The sequence below is a fragment of the Clostridium sp. AM33-3 genome (assembly GCF_003480315.1).
Classification (GTDB): Bacteria; Bacillota; Clostridia; order Lachnospirales; family Lachnospiraceae; genus Brotaphodocola.
Map to the genome: position 1 here is coordinate 64,938 of NZ_QUIV01000001.1, position 19,299 is coordinate 84,236.

Annotated in this window: 16 protein-coding genes and 1 pseudogene; all 17 read left to right on the forward strand. The window is 42.1% G+C overall.

The window, feature by feature from the left end; all coding sequences use genetic code 11:
* The first annotated feature begins 5 nt into the window (after positions 1-5).
* The 17 genes and pseudogenes from DW819_RS00305 to glf all read left to right on the forward strand — a co-directional run bounded on the left by DW819_RS00305 (position 6) and on the right by glf (position 19,256).
* Complete coding sequence (locus DW819_RS00305) at positions 6-764, forward strand: CpsD/CapB family tyrosine-protein kinase (RefSeq protein WP_118731704.1); 759 nt, start codon at positions 6-8, stop codon at positions 762-764.
* Between the two features lie 18 nt (positions 765-782).
* Positions 783-1,925: an LCP family protein gene (locus DW819_RS00310; protein WP_243025447.1), complete on the forward strand. Its 1,143-nt coding sequence runs from the start codon at positions 783-785 to the stop codon at positions 1,923-1,925.
* Positions 1,926-1,998: 73 nt separating this feature from the next.
* Complete coding sequence (locus tag DW819_RS00315) at positions 1,999-2,673, forward strand: hypothetical protein (protein WP_118731562.1); 675 nt, start codon at positions 1,999-2,001, stop codon at positions 2,671-2,673.
* A gap of 78 nt (positions 2,674-2,751) precedes the next feature.
* A complete protein-coding gene (locus DW819_RS00320; protein ID WP_118731563.1) occupies positions 2,752-4,203 on the forward strand; it encodes a sugar transferase in 1,452 nt (483 codons plus the stop codon).
* A gap of 202 nt (positions 4,204-4,405) precedes the next feature.
* Positions 4,406-4,876: pseudogene (locus DW819_RS15840) on the forward strand (hypothetical protein); the annotation flags it as partial.
* A 750-nt stretch (positions 4,877-5,626) separates the two neighbouring features.
* Positions 5,627-6,676: an NAD-dependent epimerase/dehydratase family protein gene (locus DW819_RS00330; protein WP_118731564.1), complete on the forward strand. Its 1,050-nt coding sequence runs from the start codon at positions 5,627-5,629 to the stop codon at positions 6,674-6,676.
* Positions 6,677-6,691: 15 nt separating this feature from the next.
* Positions 6,692-7,942 carry a nucleotide sugar dehydrogenase gene (locus DW819_RS00335; RefSeq protein ID WP_279220922.1) on the forward strand — a complete coding sequence of 417 codons (1,251 nt, stop codon included), beginning with the start codon at positions 6,692-6,694 and terminating at the stop codon, positions 7,940-7,942.
* A gap of 33 nt (positions 7,943-7,975) precedes the next feature.
* Positions 7,976-8,443, forward strand: coding sequence for a PssD/Cps14F family polysaccharide biosynthesis glycosyltransferase (pssD, locus tag DW819_RS00340; protein ID WP_118731565.1), 468 nt, complete (start codon positions 7,976-7,978; stop codon positions 8,441-8,443).
* A 15-nt stretch (positions 8,444-8,458) separates the two neighbouring features.
* On the forward strand, positions 8,459-8,953 hold the full coding sequence (locus DW819_RS00345) for a glycosyltransferase (protein ID WP_117539679.1): 495 nt from the start codon (positions 8,459-8,461) through the stop codon (positions 8,951-8,953).
* A gap of 10 nt (positions 8,954-8,963) precedes the next feature.
* Positions 8,964-10,088 carry a polysaccharide pyruvyl transferase family protein gene (locus DW819_RS00350; RefSeq protein ID WP_118731566.1) on the forward strand — a complete coding sequence of 375 codons (1,125 nt, stop codon included), beginning with the start codon at positions 8,964-8,966 and terminating at the stop codon, positions 10,086-10,088.
* A gap of 1 nt (position 10,089) precedes the next feature.
* The gene (locus DW819_RS00355) at positions 10,090-11,241 is read left to right on the forward strand and encodes a Coenzyme F420 hydrogenase/dehydrogenase, beta subunit C-terminal domain (protein ID WP_118731567.1); all 1,152 of its coding nucleotides are present in this window, start codon (positions 10,090-10,092) and stop codon (positions 11,239-11,241) included.
* A gap of 21 nt (positions 11,242-11,262) precedes the next feature.
* A complete protein-coding gene (locus tag DW819_RS00360; RefSeq protein WP_118731568.1) occupies positions 11,263-12,372 on the forward strand; it encodes a glycosyltransferase family 1 protein in 1,110 nt (369 codons plus the stop codon).
* A complete protein-coding gene (locus DW819_RS00365) occupies positions 12,369-13,454 on the forward strand; it encodes a glycosyltransferase (RefSeq protein WP_118731569.1) in 1,086 nt (361 codons plus the stop codon). Before DW819_RS00360 ends, DW819_RS00365 begins: the two co-directional genes overlap by 4 nt.
* Positions 13,451-14,359 carry a glycosyltransferase gene (locus tag DW819_RS00370; RefSeq protein ID WP_118572644.1) on the forward strand — a complete coding sequence of 303 codons (909 nt, stop codon included), beginning with the start codon at positions 13,451-13,453 and terminating at the stop codon, positions 14,357-14,359. Before DW819_RS00365 ends, DW819_RS00370 begins: the two co-directional genes overlap by 4 nt.
* A 25-nt stretch (positions 14,360-14,384) precedes the next feature.
* A complete protein-coding gene (locus DW819_RS00375; RefSeq protein ID WP_118572645.1) occupies positions 14,385-15,623 on the forward strand; it encodes an O-antigen ligase family protein in 1,239 nt (412 codons plus the stop codon).
* Between the two features lie 1,015 nt (positions 15,624-16,638).
* The gene (locus DW819_RS00390; RefSeq protein ID WP_347560144.1) at positions 16,639-18,123 is read left to right on the forward strand and encodes a flippase; all 1,485 of its coding nucleotides are present in this window, start codon (positions 16,639-16,641) and stop codon (positions 18,121-18,123) included.
* 14 nt (positions 18,124-18,137) lie between these two features.
* Positions 18,138-19,256, forward strand: coding sequence for a UDP-galactopyranose mutase (gene glf, locus DW819_RS00395; RefSeq protein ID WP_118731572.1), 1,119 nt, complete (start codon positions 18,138-18,140; stop codon positions 19,254-19,256).
* Positions 19,257-19,299 lie beyond the last annotated feature (43 nt).

The following is a 19,299-nucleotide window of genomic DNA, read 5'->3' on the forward strand; positions in this document are numbered from 1 at the left end:
AAATGATGAACAAAAAAGTAATTTCCCTGATCCGTGAAATGAAGGATGATTACAATTACAACGAATCCATCAAGACCCTGCGGACCAACATCCAGTTTTGCGGAAGTAATATCCATACCATCATGTTTACCAGCGCCATGCCGGATGAAGGCAAGAGTGATGTCGCATTCGCTGCAGCCAGCTCTCTGGCACAGATCGGCAAGCACGTAGTCTTTATTGATGCGGATATCCGAAAATCCGTTCTGGTATCCCGTTATCAGCTTACCGAAGAGGTAAGCGGCCTTTCCCAGTACTTAAGCGGACAGAAGGGCATGAAGGAGATCCTTTACGATACCAACTTTGAAAATTTCAGCGTTATCTTTGCCGGTCCGTATTCTCCGAATCCGGCAGAGCTTCTGGAGGAAGACCTCTTTGAAGACCTGATTCATGCGCTGGAAACGGAGTATGATTACGTCATTATCGACACACCGCCTATGGCAAATCTGATCGATGGTGCAATTGTAGCCAGAAACTGTGACGGCGCTGTTATGGTCATCGAGAGTGGCGCCATCAGCTACCGCCTGGAGCAGAAGGTGAAAAATCAGCTGGACAAGACCGGCTGCCGTATCCTGGGAGTTGTATTAAACAAGGTAGATCTTCATGCAGATGGATACTACGGAAAATACGGCAAATATGGAAAATACGGAAAGTATGGAAAATATGCCGGAAAATACAGCCGTTACGGAGCCTATGACCAATACGGGAACACAAAAGCAGAACAGTAAATTAAAGTCGGGAATGATATGATGAGAGAAAAAAACTGGTGGAAGGAACATCGGACGGGCATCCGCAATGCGCTGATCGGAGCGGCAGTCATAGGAGTGGCTGTTGGCGGATGGGGTACCTATAGCATGTACCGCAACCGCCGCATGACGGAGCTGATGATCGAAGCCCGCAACCAGGAACGGGTGCAGCAAAATGCAGAGAAACAGCCGGCACAGAGTACAGACGAGATCCCCATCGCGCCGGGCCAGAAGGAAGAGCAGACGGCAGATCCGCGAGATCTGAACCTGATGCCGGTTCTGGCTGAAAATCCTGTTATTTATCAGGATGCAACCTATCGCCGCAACCAGTATGTGAAGGCCATTCTCTGCATGGGTGTGGACCGGTCCGATACCATGACAGAAAGCAAGGAGTTTGGCGCTGCCGGACAGTCTGACGGCATCTTTTTGATTGCCCAGGACACGGTACATCACAGTCTGAAGATCCTCATGATCCCCAGGGATACCATGACAGAGATTCCGATTACCAATGACAACGGTGCTCCGGACACAAAGATCACCCAGCTTACGATCGCTTATGCATATGGAGATGGCCGTGAAGGCAGCTGTGAGAATACGGTTTGGTCCGTGGAAAAATTGCTGAGCGGTTTTTCCATAGACAATTATCTGGCAGTGGATACCACGGTGGTGGCAAAGCTGAATGATGCAGTGGGCGGAGTAACCGTCACAATTCCGACAGACGGGATGGAGAAACGGGACCCGGCTTTTGTGAAAGGCGCTCAGGTGACACTTCACGGAGACCAGGCAGAAGCCTTTGTGCGCTACCGCGACATTACCCGTGACTTTTCCGCCCTGTACCGCATGGACCAGCAGCAGGAGTATATTACCCAGTATTTCAAGGCAGTAAAAGAAGCATCCGGAACAGACAGCCAGATAGTTACCCACCTGTTTGACCTGATCCGGGATTATATGATCACTGACATGAGCAAAGACCAGTATCTGAAAATTGCCATGGATGGTCTGGATGCCGGAAACCTGACCGGTCAGGATTTTTATACCGTACCGGGAACCGGCGAGACTACCGAAACCTTCGATGTGTACCGGGCAGACCGGCAGGCAGTCATACCCATCATACTGAATCTGTTTTACCGGAAAGATTCATAACAGGCAATATCCAGCATGGCAGCATGCTGTTTATTGAAATAAATATCCCCAAAAGGGAAGGAAGGTGAAACCAATGAAAAAGAAAGTTTTCATCGCTATGGCTGTAGCAGCAGCTATGGCAGCAATGCCTGTAGCAGCAGGCGCTGCAGGAAGCTCTCATGACAGTTCCAGCTCATCCAGCACAACAACCAGCAACTCCCAAGCTGCCAGCAATGCTGGCGTAGCTTCAGGTGCTACTGTTGTATCTTCTCAGCCTACTGTACAGGTAACTGAGAGTGGAGCAAAGGTAACTGTTGCAGGAGCAACCAAGGACGCAACCGGAACCACCATCGGTCTGGTAGGTGAGTCTGCAGGAAACGGCGCAGTAAAATCAGGCGACGTAACCGTTGGCGTGGCAATCGGCGCAGCAGAGACTGCAGGTCTTCCTGACACAGCTGTCAGCACGATTAAGGCACTGAATTCCAACGCAAGCCTGAGCAGCGTCCTTCCGGGTCTTGGCCTGGAAGATTTTGCACAGGTTGGCGGTACCCGTGCAATCGTAGCAAAGAACGCAGCAGGTCAGGATGCTCCGACCGCAGTATCTATGTTTGTAGACAAGCTGCCGGCAAACGCAACCGTAACCGTTGTGTGCTTCAACAACGCAACCGGTCAGTGGATGACCATTACCAACGTAACCGTAGATGCAGCAACTAAGACCGTAAACTTTACCGTTCCGGGTTCCTGCACCATTCAGATCGCTGTAAAATAATTAGCCTGGTCTGAGTCAGATCAGAGCCGGAGTATTCCGGCTCTGATTTCCAGAAAAGAAGTAAGGTAGGGGACGAGTATGTATCGAAAAAGTGCCCGTGGCTGGGAGAAGCATCTGGATTTCATGATTCTTGATGTACTTTGCCTTCAGGCAGCATTTGTGATTGCTTATATGGTCCGCAACGGGTGCGAAAATCCGTACAGCCACGAACTGTACCGGAATATGGCGCTGGTTCTGACGGTTATCGATATGGGTGTACTGATCTTTTTTGAATCCCTGAAAAACGTGTTAAAACGTGGATTGTACCAGGAATTCTCCGCAACCATCAAGCACGTGGTACTGGTGCTTCTGATCAGCACATTTTATTTGTTCTATATGAAGAACGCACAGGATTATTCCAGACTGGCCATGCTGTATCTTGGATTTCTGTATCTGGGGATTTCCTATACCGTGCGTTTGTTCTGGAAACACAGAATCCGACAGCATATGCAGAACGGGGGAAAGCGGTCTTTGCTGATCGTGACTACCGAGAGTATGCTGGATAAGGTGATTTCCAACATCTTAAACTATAACTACCAGATGTTTCACATTGCCGGGGTTGCTGTGATTGACTGTGATCTGACCGGTCATGTCCGAAACGGAGTGGAAGTTGTATCAAATTTAAGTAATGTGGCAGATTATGTCTGCCGGGAATGGGTGGACGAAGTGTTTGTCAACCTGCCGGAGGATGTGCCATACCCGGGGCAGCTGTTAAACCAGCTGACGGAGATGGGCGTGGTGGTACATATGAAATTAGCAAAGACCTCCGGACTGGTAGGAGAACGCAAATTTGTAGAGCGTCTTGGCAATTATACCGTGCTGACGACTAGTATTAACTATGCAACAGACCGCCAGCTGTTCTTAAAGCGGACTGTGGACATTTTGGGAGGTCTGGCCGGATGCGTGATCACAGCAATTCTTTTTGTGATCCTGGCACCGATGATCTACATTCAGTCTCCGGGACCAATCTTTTTCTCCCAGACACGAGTGGGAAAAAACGGTAAAAAATTTAAAATCTATAAATTCCGCAGTATGTATCTGGATGCGGAAGAGCGCAAGAAAGAGTTGATGAAAGAGAACCGGGTCAAGGACGGCATGATGTTCAAGCTGGAATGGGATCCGCGTATCATTGGCTGTAAAAAACGGGCGGACGGAAGCATTAAGAAGGGAATCGGCAACCGGATCCGTGACTGGAGCCTGGACGAATTCCCACAGTTTTACAATGTCCTGAAGGGTGACATGAGCCTGGTAGGCACCAGACCGCCGACTGTAGATGAATGGGAAAAATATGACCTGCACCACCGTGCGCGCCTTGCAACCAAACCGGGAATCACCGGCATGTGGCAGGTAAGCGGACGAAGCAATATTACAGATTTCGAGGATGTGGTAAAGCTCGATAAAAAATATATTGCCGAGTGGAGTATAGGACTTGATATAAAGATACTGCTGAAAACAGTTCTGGTTGTGCTGCGACACGAAGGAGCAATGTAAGGCAGAAGGGGATGCAAGCTGGATATCTTCAGAGCCAAAGCAAAGAAGGTATCAGAATGCAGGAAGAAGGCTTGTATGCGGGAAAACCGTGTGTAGGCCTTTTTTGTATGATAGGAAATTGCGTCCTATCATATAAAAATGCTCCGCGAGAATGTGCCAAGGCATATTCTTTTTCAATCAAATGACGGTGGGAGAGAAAATGATGAAAGACAGACTCAGGGTGGCGATGTTCGGGCAGAAACGCCTTTCACGAGAAGGCGGCATCGAAATCGTTGTAAAAGAGCTTTGTACCCGGATGACACGAGATGGATGTCAGGTGACTTGTTACAACAGGTCAGGACATCATGTGAGTGGGGCAAAGTATGATAGAAAAATTGAATATGAGGGCATCTCCCAAAAATTTGTTCCGACAATTGAGAAAAAGGGTTACGTTGGTCTGTCGATTGCAACTTTGCTGAGTCAGCATCATCAGGTAACTGCAGTTGATATTGTACCGGAGAAGGTTGAGCTGATTAACAATCGCAAGTCTCCGATCCAGGATGCTTATATAGAGAAGTACCTCGCAGAGAAAGAATTAAATCTGACCGCAACGTTGGATGCGAAGACCGCATACACCGATGCAGATTTCGTTGTAATAGCGGCACCTACAAATGTCTACGGGGCAAACCGAAGCAACGTAGCATAGTCAAAAAAGACCCGATTTTCACACTTAACATACCGAAGATTCGTTGCAAAACGCCCTGATATATGAGGTGAAAATGGGTGATATTTACACAGTTTGTCGGTGGATGAGGAACACATAGTGGGAAGGATAAGGCGGATGTGGGTGGAATGAGAAAAATGGTGGCGCAGATGATAAATTCATCAAAAATCCATGAGCTTATCACCTACTATGCTAATGTTCTATTGAGTACACTATCGCCGGTAAATATGAGGGCTACTTTGCTACGGTTTGTTGAGTCATGAAAATATCGGGAGAAATGGCGATTTCTACTTCGCAACTTTTCTGTTGAGTAGACCTGTCGTGGAGATAATAGGTACATAAAGACGGGGTGTCGAGGGTGAAAAATCTGCATGATCTGTTCATGGTGACGGTTGGAATAAGGTTGAGAGTGGATGATATATACAGTTTCAACAACTTATACGCGCCTACGCCCTTTGAGTGTATAAAACAGCACTTCGCAAAAATGGCATATGTGCATGGACGGGGTTCAACAGTACAAAACAACACTTCGATGATTGCAAAAGCAAGACAGGTGTACTCGATAAACCGGAGAAAAGTAGAAATATGATTGTTGTGTCGAGAGGGTATGACAGTAAGGAAAAAGACTTAGGCGAACACGCGGCACTTTATAAATTGGTTTTAGCATCCAGATGGATGTGTACATAGATTGGGATATTAAAAAAAGATGGAGGAATACAAATGAGCACAGTTAGCTTAGAGAATAAAACGATTTTAGTCACAGGTGTGGCCGGATTTATCGGTTCCAACTTGGTGAAGCGAATTTATCAGGAGGCTCCTTCTGCTACGGTCATCGGCATTGATAACATGAATGCCTACTATGACGTTGCACTGAAAGAATTCCGCCTGAATGAGCTGGCCAAGTATCCTACATTCACTTTTGTAAAAGGCAACATCGCTGACAAGGCATTGATCACAGAGCTGTTCGAGAAATATAAGCCTGCCGTGGTCGTTAACCTTGCGGCACAGGCTGGTGTGCGTTACTCCATCACCAACCCGGATGCCTATGTGGAATCCAACCTGGTCGGCTTTTTCAATATTCTGGAAGCCTGCCGTCATTGCGAGAGTCTGGAGCATCTGGTATATGCTTCTTCTTCCTCCGTCTACGGTTCTAACAAGAAGGTTCCGTACAACACCGATGACAAGGTAGATAATCCGGTTTCCCTGTATGCGGCAACCAAGAAATCCAATGAGCTGATGGCTCATGCTTATTCCAAGCTGTACAACATCCCGTCCACCGGTCTGCGGTTCTTTACGGTGTATGGTCCTGCTGGTCGCCCGGATATGGCTTACTTCGGCTTCACCAACAAGCTGGTGAAGGGCGAGACCATCAAGATCTTCAACTACGGCAACTGCAAACGTGACTTCACCTACGTGGATGACATCGTGGAAGGCGTTGTTCGCGTGATGAAGAAAGCTCCGGACAAGAAGAACGGCGAGGATGGCCTGCCGATTCCTCCGTATGCAGTTTACAACATTGGCAATCAGAATCCGGAGAATCTGCTGGACTTCGTGCAGATTCTGAGTGAGGAGTTAGTAAGAGCGAAAGTTCTGCCGGAAGATTACGACTTCGAGACTCATAAAGAGTTGGTTCCGATGCAGCCTGGTGATGTGCCTGTGACCTATGCAGATACGAGTGCTTTGGAGCGTGACTTCGGGTATAAGCCTAGCACAAGCCTCCGAACTGGCCTGCGGAAGTTCGCTGAGTGGTATGCAGAATTTTATAAATAATTAGAGGATAGAAAAATGAGAGAGTTTAAGGATTTGAAAATTGCTGTGGCTGGTACCGGTTACGTGGGTCTTTCCATTGCTACGCTGTTATCTCAGCACCACAAGGTGACTGCTGTGGATATCATCCCTGAGAAAGTGGAACTTATCAATAATAAAAAGTCACCGATTCAGGACGAATACATCGAAAATTATCTGGCAGAGAAAGAGCTGGATCTGACTGCGACTCTGGATGCTGAGGAAGCATACAGTGATGCTGACTTTGTAGTCATCGCCGCACCTACCAACTACGATAGCAAGAAGAACTTTTTTGACACAAGTGCTGTAGAAGCTGTCATTAAACTGGTCATCGAATACAATCCAGAAGCCGTTATGGTTATCAAGAGTACCATCCCGGTTGGTTATACAGCAAGTGTTCGTGAGAAGTTCCACTGCGACAATATCATCTTCAGCCCGGAGTTCTTGCGTGAGAGCAAGGCTCTGTATGACAATTTGTATCCTTCCCGTATCATCGTCGGAACCGACGTGGATAATGCTCGACTGGTAAAGGCAGCACACACTTTTGCAGAACTCCTGCAGGAAGGCGCAATTAAAGAGAACATTGACACTCTGTTCATGGGCTTTACTGAGGCAGAGGCAGTTAAGCTGTTCGCCAACACCTATCTGGCACTGCGTGTCAGCTACTTCAACGAACTGGATACCTATGCTGAGATGAAAGGGCTGAACACTCAGCAGATCATCAACGGTGTTTGCCTGGATCCTCGTATTGGTACTCATTATAACAATCCGTCCTTTGGCTACGGTGGATATTGTCTGCCGAAAGACACCAAGCAGCTGCTGGCGAACTACGCCGATGTACCGGAAAACCTGATTGAGGCTATTGTTGAGAGCAATAGAACTCGTAAAGACTTCATCGCCGACCGTGTGCTGGAGATTGCTGGTGCTTATGAAGCAAATGACAGCTGGGATGAGAGCAAGGAAAAAGAAGTTGTTGTTGGTGTATACCGACTGACCATGAAGAGCAACAGCGATAACTTCCGTCAGAGTTCTATTCAGGGTGTCATGAAGCGTATCAAGGCCAAGGGTGCAACAGTTGTGATTTATGAGCCGACTCTGAAAGATGGAGATACATTCTTTGGTAGCAAGGTTGTTAATGATTTGGACGAGTTCAAGAAGCGCAGCCAGGCCATCATCGCAAACCGCTATGACAAATGCTTGGATGATGTAAAAGAGAAAGTATATACCAGAGATATTTTCCAGCGTGACTAAGCAGGGGTAAAGAAGATTAGAGGAGAGTGTCAGATGAAAGATAATAAAAATATAAAAGTATGCTTGGTGGGTTCATCTGGCGGTCATTTAACCCACCTTTATATGTTAAAGCCGTTTTGGAAAGATAAGAATCATTTTTGGGTTACATTTGATAAAGAGGATGCAAGAAGTCTACTTGAAGGTGAAAAAATGTATCCTTGTTATTATCCGACAAACCGGAGTCTAAAGGCTCTTATTAAGAATACCAAGATTGCATGGAATGTGTTACGTAAGGAAAAGCCAGACTTGATTATTTCCTGCGGTGCAGCAGTTGCAGTCCCGTTTTTTTATATTGGTAAAATGATGGGCGCAAAGTTGGTCTACATCGAGGTTTTTGATCGAATTGATAAACCGACAATGACAGGAAAGATGGTTTACCCCATTGTGGACAAGTTTGTTGTGCAGTGGGAAGAGCAGAAAAAGGTTTATCCAAAGGCGGTTAACCTTGGAAGCATATTCTAAGTAGGGGACGAGAAAATGATTTTTGTGACGGTAGGAACACATGAGCAGCCATTTAATCGGCTGATTCAGAAAATAGATGAATTAAAGAAAGATGGCATTATAAACGAAGATGTAATTATCCAGACTGGCTTTAGTACATACGAGCCGAAATACTGTCAGTGGAGTAAGTTGATTCCATATCAGCAGATGGTAAAAAATGTGGCCGACGCCCGTATTGTAATCACTCACGGTGGCCCGGCAAGTTTTATTATGCCACTACAGATAGGTAAGACTCCTATTGTTGTGCCACGTCAGCATCAGTTCAATGAGCATGTGAATGACCATCAAGTTGAGTTCGCAAGGAATGTGGCGCAGAGAATGGGAACGATTATTCCGGTGGAGGACATTAATACACTGGGAGATATCATAACGAACTATGATCAGATTGTTGCCGGCATGGGGCATGGTATGAGTAGTAATAATGCAAAGTTCAATGAAGAGCTCGAAAAACTTGTAAAAGAATTGTATTGAGGATGGATGGATGAGAAAAGTTGGAATCATGTCGATGCAGCGCATTGCAAACTACGGTTCGTTTTTGCAGGCATATGCATTGAAGCAGCTAATTGAGGAAGTTGGCTGTAATGTAGAATTTGTGGACTACCATGTAGGTGCTCCAGTAATTGCAGAAAATGCAAATAGCAAAAACAAGGTTGTCCGAAAGATAGAAAAGGGGCTGGAAACCTTTCGGTATAGGGCTCCTCTTGCACACAAATTATCGTTCATCCGATATAAACAGTCCTTTGCGCGAAAGTATATGCCGCTTTTGGGAATTGCAGACGAAATGAACTACAATCCGACAGTGGATTGTCTTGTGATTGGCAGTGACGAGGTTTTTAACTGTATTCAAAAAAATTCCAATGTGGGCTATTCGCCAGAATTGTTTGGGAAAAATAACCATGCGAAGAAACTTATCACTTATGCAGCGTCTTTCGGCAATACCACATTGGAAAAGCTGGAAAAGTATGAAAAGGCCAATGAAGTCGGAGCTTTGTTGAAGAAGTTTGACGCGATTTCTGTACGAGATGCTAATTCAGGAACTATTGTAGAACAGCTCACTGGGAAAGAACCAGTGTACAATCTGGATCCGGTTCTGACCTATGATTACATGAACTGCTGCGACAAAATCCCACAGGTTCAGACGAATGAGAAGTATTTGATTCTGTACGCGTATGCAGGTCGTATTTCCAATGATGAGGCAGATTGGATTGCTGCTTATGCAAAGAAAAAGAATTTGAAGGTATATGCAATTGGTGGTATCCAAAAATGTGCAGACCGATTCGTGGACTGCTCACCCTTTGAGGTTCTGGCCTATTTCAGAAATGCAGAAGAAGTTATTACCGATACCTTCCACGGCAGCATCTTCTCGGTGATCACACATCGGTCGTTTACAACATTGATTCGCAAGAGTGTAGGTAACAGCTATGGTAATGAAGAAAAGTTGAGCGATTTGCTAAAGCGACTGGGACTGGCCAATCGGATGACAACGAAAATTGAAGATACAGAAAACATCAATGAAAAGGCGATTGATTACGCGAAAGTTGATGAGCAGTTGAAAGCACATAGAGAAGTGGCGAAGGAGTATCTGAGAAAAAATTTAGAGGAATAAAATGGAGAACATATCGAGGATAAAAGAGAAATGTGTGGGATGTAAAAGCTGTGAGCAAAGCTGCCCAAAACACTGTATCTCTATGGTGGAAAACAAAGAGGGATTTTGGTATCCGTCTGTTGATGAAGAAAGCTGCATCGAGTGCAAGGCGTGCTTGAAAAAGTGTCCAGTAGAAAATATGGAATTTCATCGGAATGAGCCATATAAAGTTTGGGCGTGGCGCAATAAAAATGATGTGGATATTATGCGCTCTGCATCTGGCGGTGCGGCGGATAGTGCAGCGAAAACTATGTTGCAAATGGGCGGTGTGGTTTATGGTGCTGCCTATGACGAGCAGCTGGCAGTAAGCCACATTGAAGTGACAGATGAAGCAGAAAGAGAGAAACTACAGTCCTCTAAGTATGTTCAGTCTGACCCGAAAGATAGCTACGCAAAGGTCAAACAGCGTTTGTCAGAGGGAAAAACGGTACTTTTTACAGGAACTCCCTGCCAGATTGCAGGTCTGTATGCTTTTTTGGGTGGTAATCCAGAAAATCTATATACAGTTGACCTGATTTGCCACGGTGTGCCTTCGCCGAAGTTCTTCAAAAAGTATCTGGAATACCAGAACAAGCAGACGGCTGGCAGAGTAATTTATTTCAACTTCCGTTCCAAAGACAAGAGAGGTTGGGGAACACAATACCTGCTAAAGACAAAGACAAAGACAAAGACAAAGACACTCTCCCTTGATCGCTATGGAAAACATTTTATGGATGGCGACTGCTATAGAGAGAGCTGTTATAAGTGTGCTTATGCGAATACGAGCCGTGTAGGAGATTTGACAGTGGGTGATTTCTGGGGAATTGCAAAGAGCCATCCGAGCTTCAATTCTCCAAAGGGCGTGTCCAGTGTATTTGTAAATACCGAAAAAGGTCAAAAGCTCTTTGAAATGATGCGAGTTCTTGCAGAAGTAGAAGAAGCAACGTTGGAAGAGGGCATGGTGAAGCAGCATAATCTGGTGCAGCCGAGCAACAGGCCTGTGACTAGAGATACTTTCTATAAGAGCATCGATGAACCAGGCTTTATAGAGAATATAAAGGTTGGCTTTCAGCCAAAAGCACGGTTGAAATCTGTGCTGCCGAATAAACTGATTCAAAAAATCAAATCTCTTTGAGATTTTGTGGAGGAAGAATACATGGGAGAGCCAATAAGAGTTTTGCATATCTTGCAGCGAATGGAAGCTGGCGGTACGCAGGCTTTGTTGATGAATATATACCGGAAAATTGACAGAACGAAAGTACAGTTTGATTTTTTGGTCGTTTATAAGGAAAAACAGTTTTACGATGATGAAATTGAAAAAATGGGTGGACATGTTTACAAACTGTCTTTCCGGGAGGATTTGAACCTTCCTAAATTTCAAAAAGATTTGGCAGTTTTCTTTGCTCAGCATCACGAATATAAAATTGTTCATTGTCACGCCTACACGATTGGATATTTCTGCCTGAAAGCTGCAAAGAAAGCAGGTATCCCCGTCAGAATTGCTCATTCACATAATAATGAGACAGTACACGATATAAAATATTTACCGAAGCTGTTCATGCAGCGAATGTTTACCAAAAACGCAACAGATCTTTTTGCTTGCTCTGAAGAAGCTGGAAGATATTTGTTCAAAGACAAACCATTCCAGGTGCTGAAAAATGCAATTGATTCGCAGAATTTTATTGCAAATGCGGATACCAGAAATGAAATCAGGAAAGAACTGGGGTTAAAGGATAAATTTGTTGTCGGCCATGTTGGTCGCCTGCATCCTCAGAAAAACCATGATTTCCTGATTGATGTTTTTGAAGAAATCAAGAAGAAAAAGCCTGACGCTGAATTGATTCTTGTTGGCACCGGGCCATTAGAAGAGAAAGTAAAAAGCAAAGTGGTCGAAAAAGGCCTTTCAGATTGTGTGCATTTTCTTGGAAATAGAAAGGATATGAACAGAATTTATCAAGCGATGGATGTGTTTGTTTTTCCATCTTTGTTTGAAGGTCTGGGTATTGTTGCAATCGAAGCGCAGGCGGCGGGTGTTCCTATTGTCTGCTCTGAAGGATTGCCGCCGGAAACGGATATTACACCAATCTACCGGAAACTGCTGTTGAGTGATGGGGAAGAAAAGTGGGCGAATGCAGCACTTGAAATGGCACAGAATCTGAAAGCACATACCAATATGCAGCAGTATGTGATTGATGCAGGATTTGATATGGACGCAACTGCAAAATATATGGAAAGTTATTATTTGAACCGACGGAGTAGAAGATGAATAAAGAAGTTTTTTTCGTGATTGGAAGCTTAGGCGGAAAGGGCTGGGGAGGAGCTCATAGGGTAATTTGTATCCTGGCTAATTATTTAGCAGAAAAAGGCTATCCAGTGACAATAATAGTTTGGAGAGATAGTCCAGTTGATTATCCGCCTAATCAAGCAATCAATCTTATATGGTTGCATTGCAATGTAAAAAAAGAGATTGATATGATTGAACCTTGTATTAAAACAAGGAAAATTTTAAGGCAACATCCTGGGGCTTATCTCTACGCTTTTATGTCAAGAATGGCAACATATGCTCGGATATATACAACTGGATTAAATATTAAAGTGATTGGATCAGAGAGAACTGATCCGCGTACAGAACCGCATAATGCTATATTTCGGTTAATCCGAGATCATGTGTTTGGCTATATGTATAAAACAGTATATCAGACACCAGATGCATTAGCTTATTTTCCTAAGCGAGCACAGAAGAACGGATGTGTTATTCCAAATCCTATAACCCCGAATTTACCAAAGAGATTTGAAGGGATAAGAAGAAAAGAATTTGTAACGTTTTGTAGAATTGATAAACAAAAGAATCTTCCAATGATGATTGATTCTTTCGTACAAGTTCATTCTAAATATCCAGAGTATAAATTGAGAATATATGGTACGGGATTGATTGAGACTGAAATAAAGGATTATATCAAGAAAAAACAAGCGGATAAGTATATAATAATGGAAGGCTTTGCTAGTAAGGTTCACGAAAGTATACTTGATTGCGCTGGGTTTTTATCTTCATCTGACTATGAGGGATTATCCAATTCAATGCTTGAGGCTATGGCGATTGGGTTACCATGTGTTTGCACGGATTGTCCGATCGGCGGCGCACATATGATGATTCAGGACGGTGTCAATGGATTACTTGTGCCGGTTGGTGATAGCAATGCTATGGCAGCGGCAATAATCCGTTTAATCGAAAATGTTGACTTGGAAACTCGTCTATCCATTGAAGCCGAAAAAGTAAAACAATTTTTGGATGAGAATATAATTTGTAAAAAATGGGAATCTTTACTTTACGAGGAGAATGAAATATGAAAACTGCGGGCGTTGTCGTTACATATAATAGAAAAGAGGAACTTGTAAAAAACATTAGGGCTATACTGTCACAAAGCTATGTTGTGGATAGATATTACATTATTGACAACCATAGCTCTGATAATACTGAGCAATTATTGAAAGAGGAAGGTATTCTCGATAATCAGGTAATTAAATATGTTTATTTAAAAGAAAATATAGGGGGCTCTGGTGGGTTCTATACCGGGTTAAAAATGGCTTATGAAGATGGCTATGATTTTATCTGTTTAATGGATGATGATGGCCGTCCCGCGGATAAAAACATGATGGAGATTCTTGTTAAAAGAGCAGAAGAATTGTATTCTACGAATAAGCTTTTACTCTTAAATTCTCTCGTTTGTGGTTCTGATGATATATTGTCTTTTGGACTTAATGGGGGAATAAAGACCAAACAGATTGCGGCTGAAAGAGAAAAAGATAATCTGATTGTCGGAACGATTAATCCATTTAACGGAACTTTAGTTTCAAAAGAACTTGTTGAAAAGATAGGCTATCCTAATAAGGATTTCTTTATAAAAGGTGATGAGCAGGACTACTATTACAGAGCATTAAAAGCAAATGCTTTCGTAGCAACTGTTTTTGATTCGAATTACTATCATCCGGTTTTGGAGCGTAAATACTTTAAAGTATTAGGAAAAACAAAAAAAGGAAGCACAGAAGCCCCTTGGAAAGAATATTATCGGGCAAGAAATTTCACTTACATGTTTAAAAGGGACGGAGAGCCGATAAAATATGTCAGACAAAATGTTCGGCAAATCCTTATCGCAATAAAATACAATCCTAAAAAAATACAGACAATAAAAATGATATTGAAAGGCTGGAAGGACGGTGTGTGTGGTAGACTCGGTCCAACCGTAAAGCCATGATTTTAGTTATGGAGGAAGCAGGCTCATGAAGATAAAAACAAAGACCCTGTTTGAAAATATAGTGGCAATTTGCATTATTCTTGATTGTGAAAGTGTTTGGAAGTGGATGCATGGAAGTGGTTACTTTCGTTTAGCATTGGCACTGTGTTTAATGGGGTCATTGATGGTTCTATTGCTTAGGGATGGTGCTGTAGTTAGATATGGAAGTAAGAACCGAACAATCTTTATGGGATTCTATTTGTCGTTTCTTGTTATATATAATGTAGCGGTTAACTCAGTACATATAATGGATGTGTTTCAACTTGTAATTACACTTGCACTAATGCTACTGTTTTTTAATACTGAAGAAAATATAAGAGATGTGATGCAGCGCTGCTCTAAAATCTTATATTTTGTGGCGATAGTTTCATTATTCTTTTGGTTGTTTGGTAGTATATTACATGTGTTTAATCCATCGCAAGAATTAACTATATATGTAAGTGATGTCCCAAGAGTGAAACAGTCATATTTCTTTCTTCAATATGAGATGCAGAAGGAAGAAATTTTTGGAGCATCTGGAATTTGGAGAAATACGGGTTTCTTTTACGAAGGACCTAAATATGTTTTACTTTTATCTTTGATGCTTGCATATGAGTTATTTATAGCAAAAAGTACATCCTTTAAACGCTGTATCATATTTAGTATAACAGCGCTTTCAACAATGTCGATGACTGGAGTTTATGCCATAGGGTTAATTTGGATTTTTTATTTATTTGTTAGATACCCGGCTGGAACAAATAGAGGTCTATTCTTTAGAGCATTACTAGTTCTGGTTCTTTTTGGAATTGGAACTCAGGTTGCATCATACTTTGAGAACACGTTTACACTTAAGGCATCGACAGCTTCTTATAGTACGCGAATGGATAATTATCAAGCGGGATTTGCAGCATGGTTAGAAAAACCTATTTTAGGTTCGGGATATCTTAATATGACCAACGTGATTGCACATTACAGTAGTTTTAGATTAAATGATATAGGGTATTCGAATTCCATCTTTAGAGTGCTCGCACAAGGTGGCATCTATCTTGCGTTTGTGTATGTTGTACCAATGCTCAAATCAATACATGAAGCAATAATTACTCGTAATAGTAAAAAAATTGGCTTTTTATTGATCTTTTTATATTATTTTATAACAACATCATTTCCATATAACTACATATGTTTTATGGTATTACTCATACTGTTCTTCTGTGAAAATGATACTGGGGAATACTTAGTTAGATGATTAAGTTCCAGTGTAAAATGTTTTGGAGGAGAATAAATGGAGAGATCAAACAATAATTATAACTCGATTGACTTATTTAAACTTATAATGGCCATATGCGTTGTTGCAATACATACGAATCCCCTATATAGCTGCGATAACAAGACTACTGTTAGTATATACAATACGGTAGTTGGTGTCGCAAACCCGTTTTTCTTTTTATCTAGCGGTTTTTTAATAGGAAAGAAATATTTCGGGGGGGGCAAAATAACTACTATATTTTACAGCATCTAAAAAAACTATTGAAGCTTTATTTGATATGGACGTTGGTTTATTGTCCATTAGCCATTTATTACTACTGCAATAACGGATCATCTATTCTTTTTAATGTGGCAGATTTCATTAGAGGGCTTCTATTCGTAGGAGAGCATTATAATTCGTACATGCTATGGTATTTGTTGTCTTGCATTTATGGACTTCTATTTATCTATATGCTATTGAAAAGACGTGTTGGTTTTTCTCAAATAGTAATTGCTTGCAATGCATTGATGATTTTCGGATTCTTATTTACAGAATTAGTTGTAGCCAAGGATTCACTTCCCACATTTCTTGGAATTCCAACGAAGTTTTTATGGGTTATCCTTGGTCCTCGTGGCAGAATCTTTATGGGAGCCGGATATATAAGCATCGGAATGTTATTAGCCAAATGTGATGAAAAAACCAAAGAAAAGAAATATGTATTGTTGATTTTGGGAGCGATTGTTACAACCTTGACAAATGGATTTGCTAAATCACTTGCTTTTGTCTGCCTCTCAACCTCGCTATTCTCTGTTGTAAAAAACATGAGTTTTGGGCACAATATATTATCCATGATTTGTAGGAGATGTAGTACAGTTATGTATTTCTTACATTTATGGGTTTGGACGTTGTACTATATATGCGTCTATGGAGAGAAAAAATATGGGTTGGACAGTTTCATTGTCACAACGTGCATTAGTTTTATCTTGGGCGTTCTATTTTCTGCTTATAAGGATAAATGGCTAAAAAAATGTTTTCGAGAGGATTAGGCATGAAGCAAAAATCTTTAAAACTGAATTTTATAATGAATGCGATTTTAACAATGTCGCAATTCATATTTCCATTAATCACATTTCCTTATGTATCCCGAATACTATTGCCTGAGGGAACTGGCAAGGTTTCATTTGCAACCTCGATGATATCATATTTTGCGATGTTCGCGCAATTAGGTATTCCGACTTATGGAATTCGTGCATGTGCAAAAGTTCGAGATAATAAGGAAAAGCTTACAAAAACTGTTCAAGAACTTTTCATCATCAATTTCACGATGAGCTTAATTGCATATGTAGCATTGTTTGGTGCGATTGTCTTTGTACCAAGGCTGCAACAGGACAAATCATTGTTTTTGATTGTTAGCCTGACAATTCTGTTTAACGCAATCGGAATGGAATGGCTCTATAAGGCGTTAGAACAGTATACCTATATAACGATTAGATCTATTATTTTTAAGTTTATTGCTTTAGTAACGATGTTTGCGCTGATTCATCAGAAGAGTGACTATGTTATCTATGGAGGAATCTCTATTTTAGCTGCATCAGCTTCTAATATTTTTAACTTTTTTCATGTACATAAGTATGTTTCACTTAAGCCGGTAGGAAACTACAATTTTAAACAGCACTTTAAAGCGGTTGCGGTATTTTTCGCAATGTCGTGTGCAACGACAATATATACTCACTTGGATACAGTGATGCTCGGATTTATGACATCAGATGCGGATGTTGGATATTATAATGCTGCTGTGAAAATTAAATCAATTTTGGTTAGCATTGTTACATCATTAGGGGTAGTATTATTGCCGCGAGCATCGTATTACGTTGAGCATAATTTTATGGAGGAGTTTTATCGTATCACAAAGAAGGCAATCAATTTTGTCTTTTTAGTGGCATCACCGATGATGGTGTATTTTATTATATTTGCAAAAGAAGGTATTTTCTTCTTGTCAGGTTCAGCCTATGCTGGCTCAATTGTTCCGATGCAGATTATTATGCCTACATTGCTACTCATTGGACTTACTAATATTATGGGCATTCAGATGTTGGTACCTTTAGGACGAGAAAAGACGGTTCTTTATTCGGAGATTGCAGGTGTTATAGTAGATGTAATTCTGAATGCACTTTTGATTCCAAGATTTGCTTCCGCAGGAGCAGCAATTGGAACATTAACCGCAGAGGCAGCAGTATTGATAGTCCAGTATGTCGCATTGAAAAATGAAGTCAGGGAAGCATTTAAAAACGTGCATTATGGGTCTTTAGTGATAGCTTTAGCAGTTGCTAGTATATTATCCAGCTTTATAAAACGGACATCATTTGGCAGTTTTATAATGTTGTGCATATCTGCTATTGTGTTTTTTGGCGTTTACTTTGGTATTCTGACCGTTGTTAAAGAACCATTAGTAATTGATATAGAAAAACAATTGTTTAAAAAGATTAAACATAGTAAGTGAGGGAAGGGAAAAAGATGTACGATTATTTAGTAGTAGGCTCCGGTCTTTACGGAGCGATTTTTGCACACGAAGCAAAAGCACATGGTAAGTCTGTTTTGGTAGTGGATAAGCGCCCCAACATCGCGGGCAACATTTACACCGAGAATATTGAGGGCATCAACGTCCATAAGTATGGTGCTCACATTTTTCATACTAACAACAAAAAAGTCTGGAACTACATTACACAGTTTGCCGAGTTCAACCGCTTTACGAACTCACCTGTAGCCAATTACAAGGGCGAGTTGTACTCACTGCCGTTCAACATGTACACATTCAACAAGATGTGGGGTGTCGTGACGCCAGAAGAAGCTGCTGCCAAGATCGAAGAGCAGCGTAAGGAGATTACTGATGAGCCACAGAATCTTGAAGAGCAGGCCATTTCTCTTGTCGGTCGTGACATCTACGAGAAGCTCATTAAGGGCTACACTGAGAAGCAGTGGGGTCGCGATTGCAAGGAACTGCCCGCTTTTATTATCAAGCGTCTTCCGGTTCGTCTGACCTTTGATAACAACTACTTCAATGCACTTTATCAGGGTATTCCTGTTGGTGGTTATACCAGGATGATTGCCAATCTGCTGGACGGTATTGAGGTGCGTTTGAATACGGACTATCTGGAGAACAAAGTCGAGTTAGATGCATTAGCTGATAAGGTTGTATACACTGGACCGATTGATGCGTACTTTGATTATAAATTGGGTACGCTGGAATACCGTTCTGTTCGCTTTGAAACGGAAACATTGGATAAGCCAAACTTCCAGGGAAATGCTGCAGTGAACTATACCGACCGTGAAACTCCATGGACCCGTATCATTGAGCACAAATGGTTTGAGTTCGGTAAGGATGAAAATGGAAACGACCTGCCAAAGACGATTATCAGCCGTGAGTACAGTAGTGAGTGGAAACCGGGTGATGAGCCGTATTATCCAATTAATGATGCTAAAAATGGATTGCTATATTTTGAATATAAGAAGCTGGCAGACGCAGAAGAAAAGGTAATCTTCGGCGGTCGTCTTGGTGAGTATAAGTACTACGATATGGATCAGGTTATTGCTGCTGTACTGGATAGATGCGAAAAAGAATTTGCACGAAATTAAGGAAAGTGATGTGAGGGCTTGAAATTGGAAGATCGTAATGGGA

Excerpts from the sequence above, each read along its gene's own strand:
- DW819_RS00345 (WP_117539679.1), top strand. The coding sequence starts at position 8,459 with ATGATTTTTGTGACGGTAGGAACACATGAGCAGCCATTTAATCGGCTG.
- DW819_RS00390 (WP_347560144.1), top strand. The coding sequence starts at position 16,639 with ATGGCTAAAAAAATGTTTTCGAGAGGATTAGGCATGAAGCAAAAATCT.
- DW819_RS00350 (WP_118731566.1), top strand. The coding sequence starts at position 8,964 with ATGAGAAAAGTTGGAATCATGTCGATGCAGCGCATTGCAAACTACGGT.
- DW819_RS00375 (WP_118572645.1), top strand. The coding sequence starts at position 14,385 with ATGAAGATAAAAACAAAGACCCTGTTTGAAAATATAGTGGCAATTTGC.
- glf (WP_118731572.1), top strand. The coding sequence starts at position 18,138 with ATGTACGATTATTTAGTAGTAGGCTCCGGTCTTTACGGAGCGATTTTT.
- pssD (WP_118731565.1), top strand. The coding sequence starts at position 7,976 with ATGAAAGATAATAAAAATATAAAAGTATGCTTGGTGGGTTCATCTGGC.
- DW819_RS00370 (WP_118572644.1), top strand. The coding sequence starts at position 13,451 with ATGAAAACTGCGGGCGTTGTCGTTACATATAATAGAAAAGAGGAACTT.
- DW819_RS00305 (WP_118731704.1), top strand. The coding sequence starts at position 6 with ATGAACAAAAAAGTAATTTCCCTGATCCGTGAAATGAAGGATGATTAC.
- DW819_RS00335 (WP_279220922.1), top strand. The coding sequence starts at position 6,692 with ATGAGAGAGTTTAAGGATTTGAAAATTGCTGTGGCTGGTACCGGTTAC.
- DW819_RS00360 (WP_118731568.1), top strand. The coding sequence starts at position 11,263 with ATGGGAGAGCCAATAAGAGTTTTGCATATCTTGCAGCGAATGGAAGCT.
- DW819_RS00320 (WP_118731563.1), top strand. The coding sequence starts at position 2,752 with ATGTATCGAAAAAGTGCCCGTGGCTGGGAGAAGCATCTGGATTTCATG.
- DW819_RS00315 (WP_118731562.1), top strand. The coding sequence starts at position 1,999 with ATGAAAAAGAAAGTTTTCATCGCTATGGCTGTAGCAGCAGCTATGGCA.
- DW819_RS00365 (WP_118731569.1), top strand. The coding sequence starts at position 12,369 with ATGAATAAAGAAGTTTTTTTCGTGATTGGAAGCTTAGGCGGAAAGGGC.
- DW819_RS00355 (WP_118731567.1), top strand. The coding sequence starts at position 10,090 with ATGGAGAACATATCGAGGATAAAAGAGAAATGTGTGGGATGTAAAAGC.
- DW819_RS00330 (WP_118731564.1), top strand. The coding sequence starts at position 5,627 with ATGAGCACAGTTAGCTTAGAGAATAAAACGATTTTAGTCACAGGTGTG.
- DW819_RS00310 (WP_243025447.1), top strand. The coding sequence starts at position 783 with ATGATGAGAGAAAAAAACTGGTGGAAGGAACATCGGACGGGCATCCGC.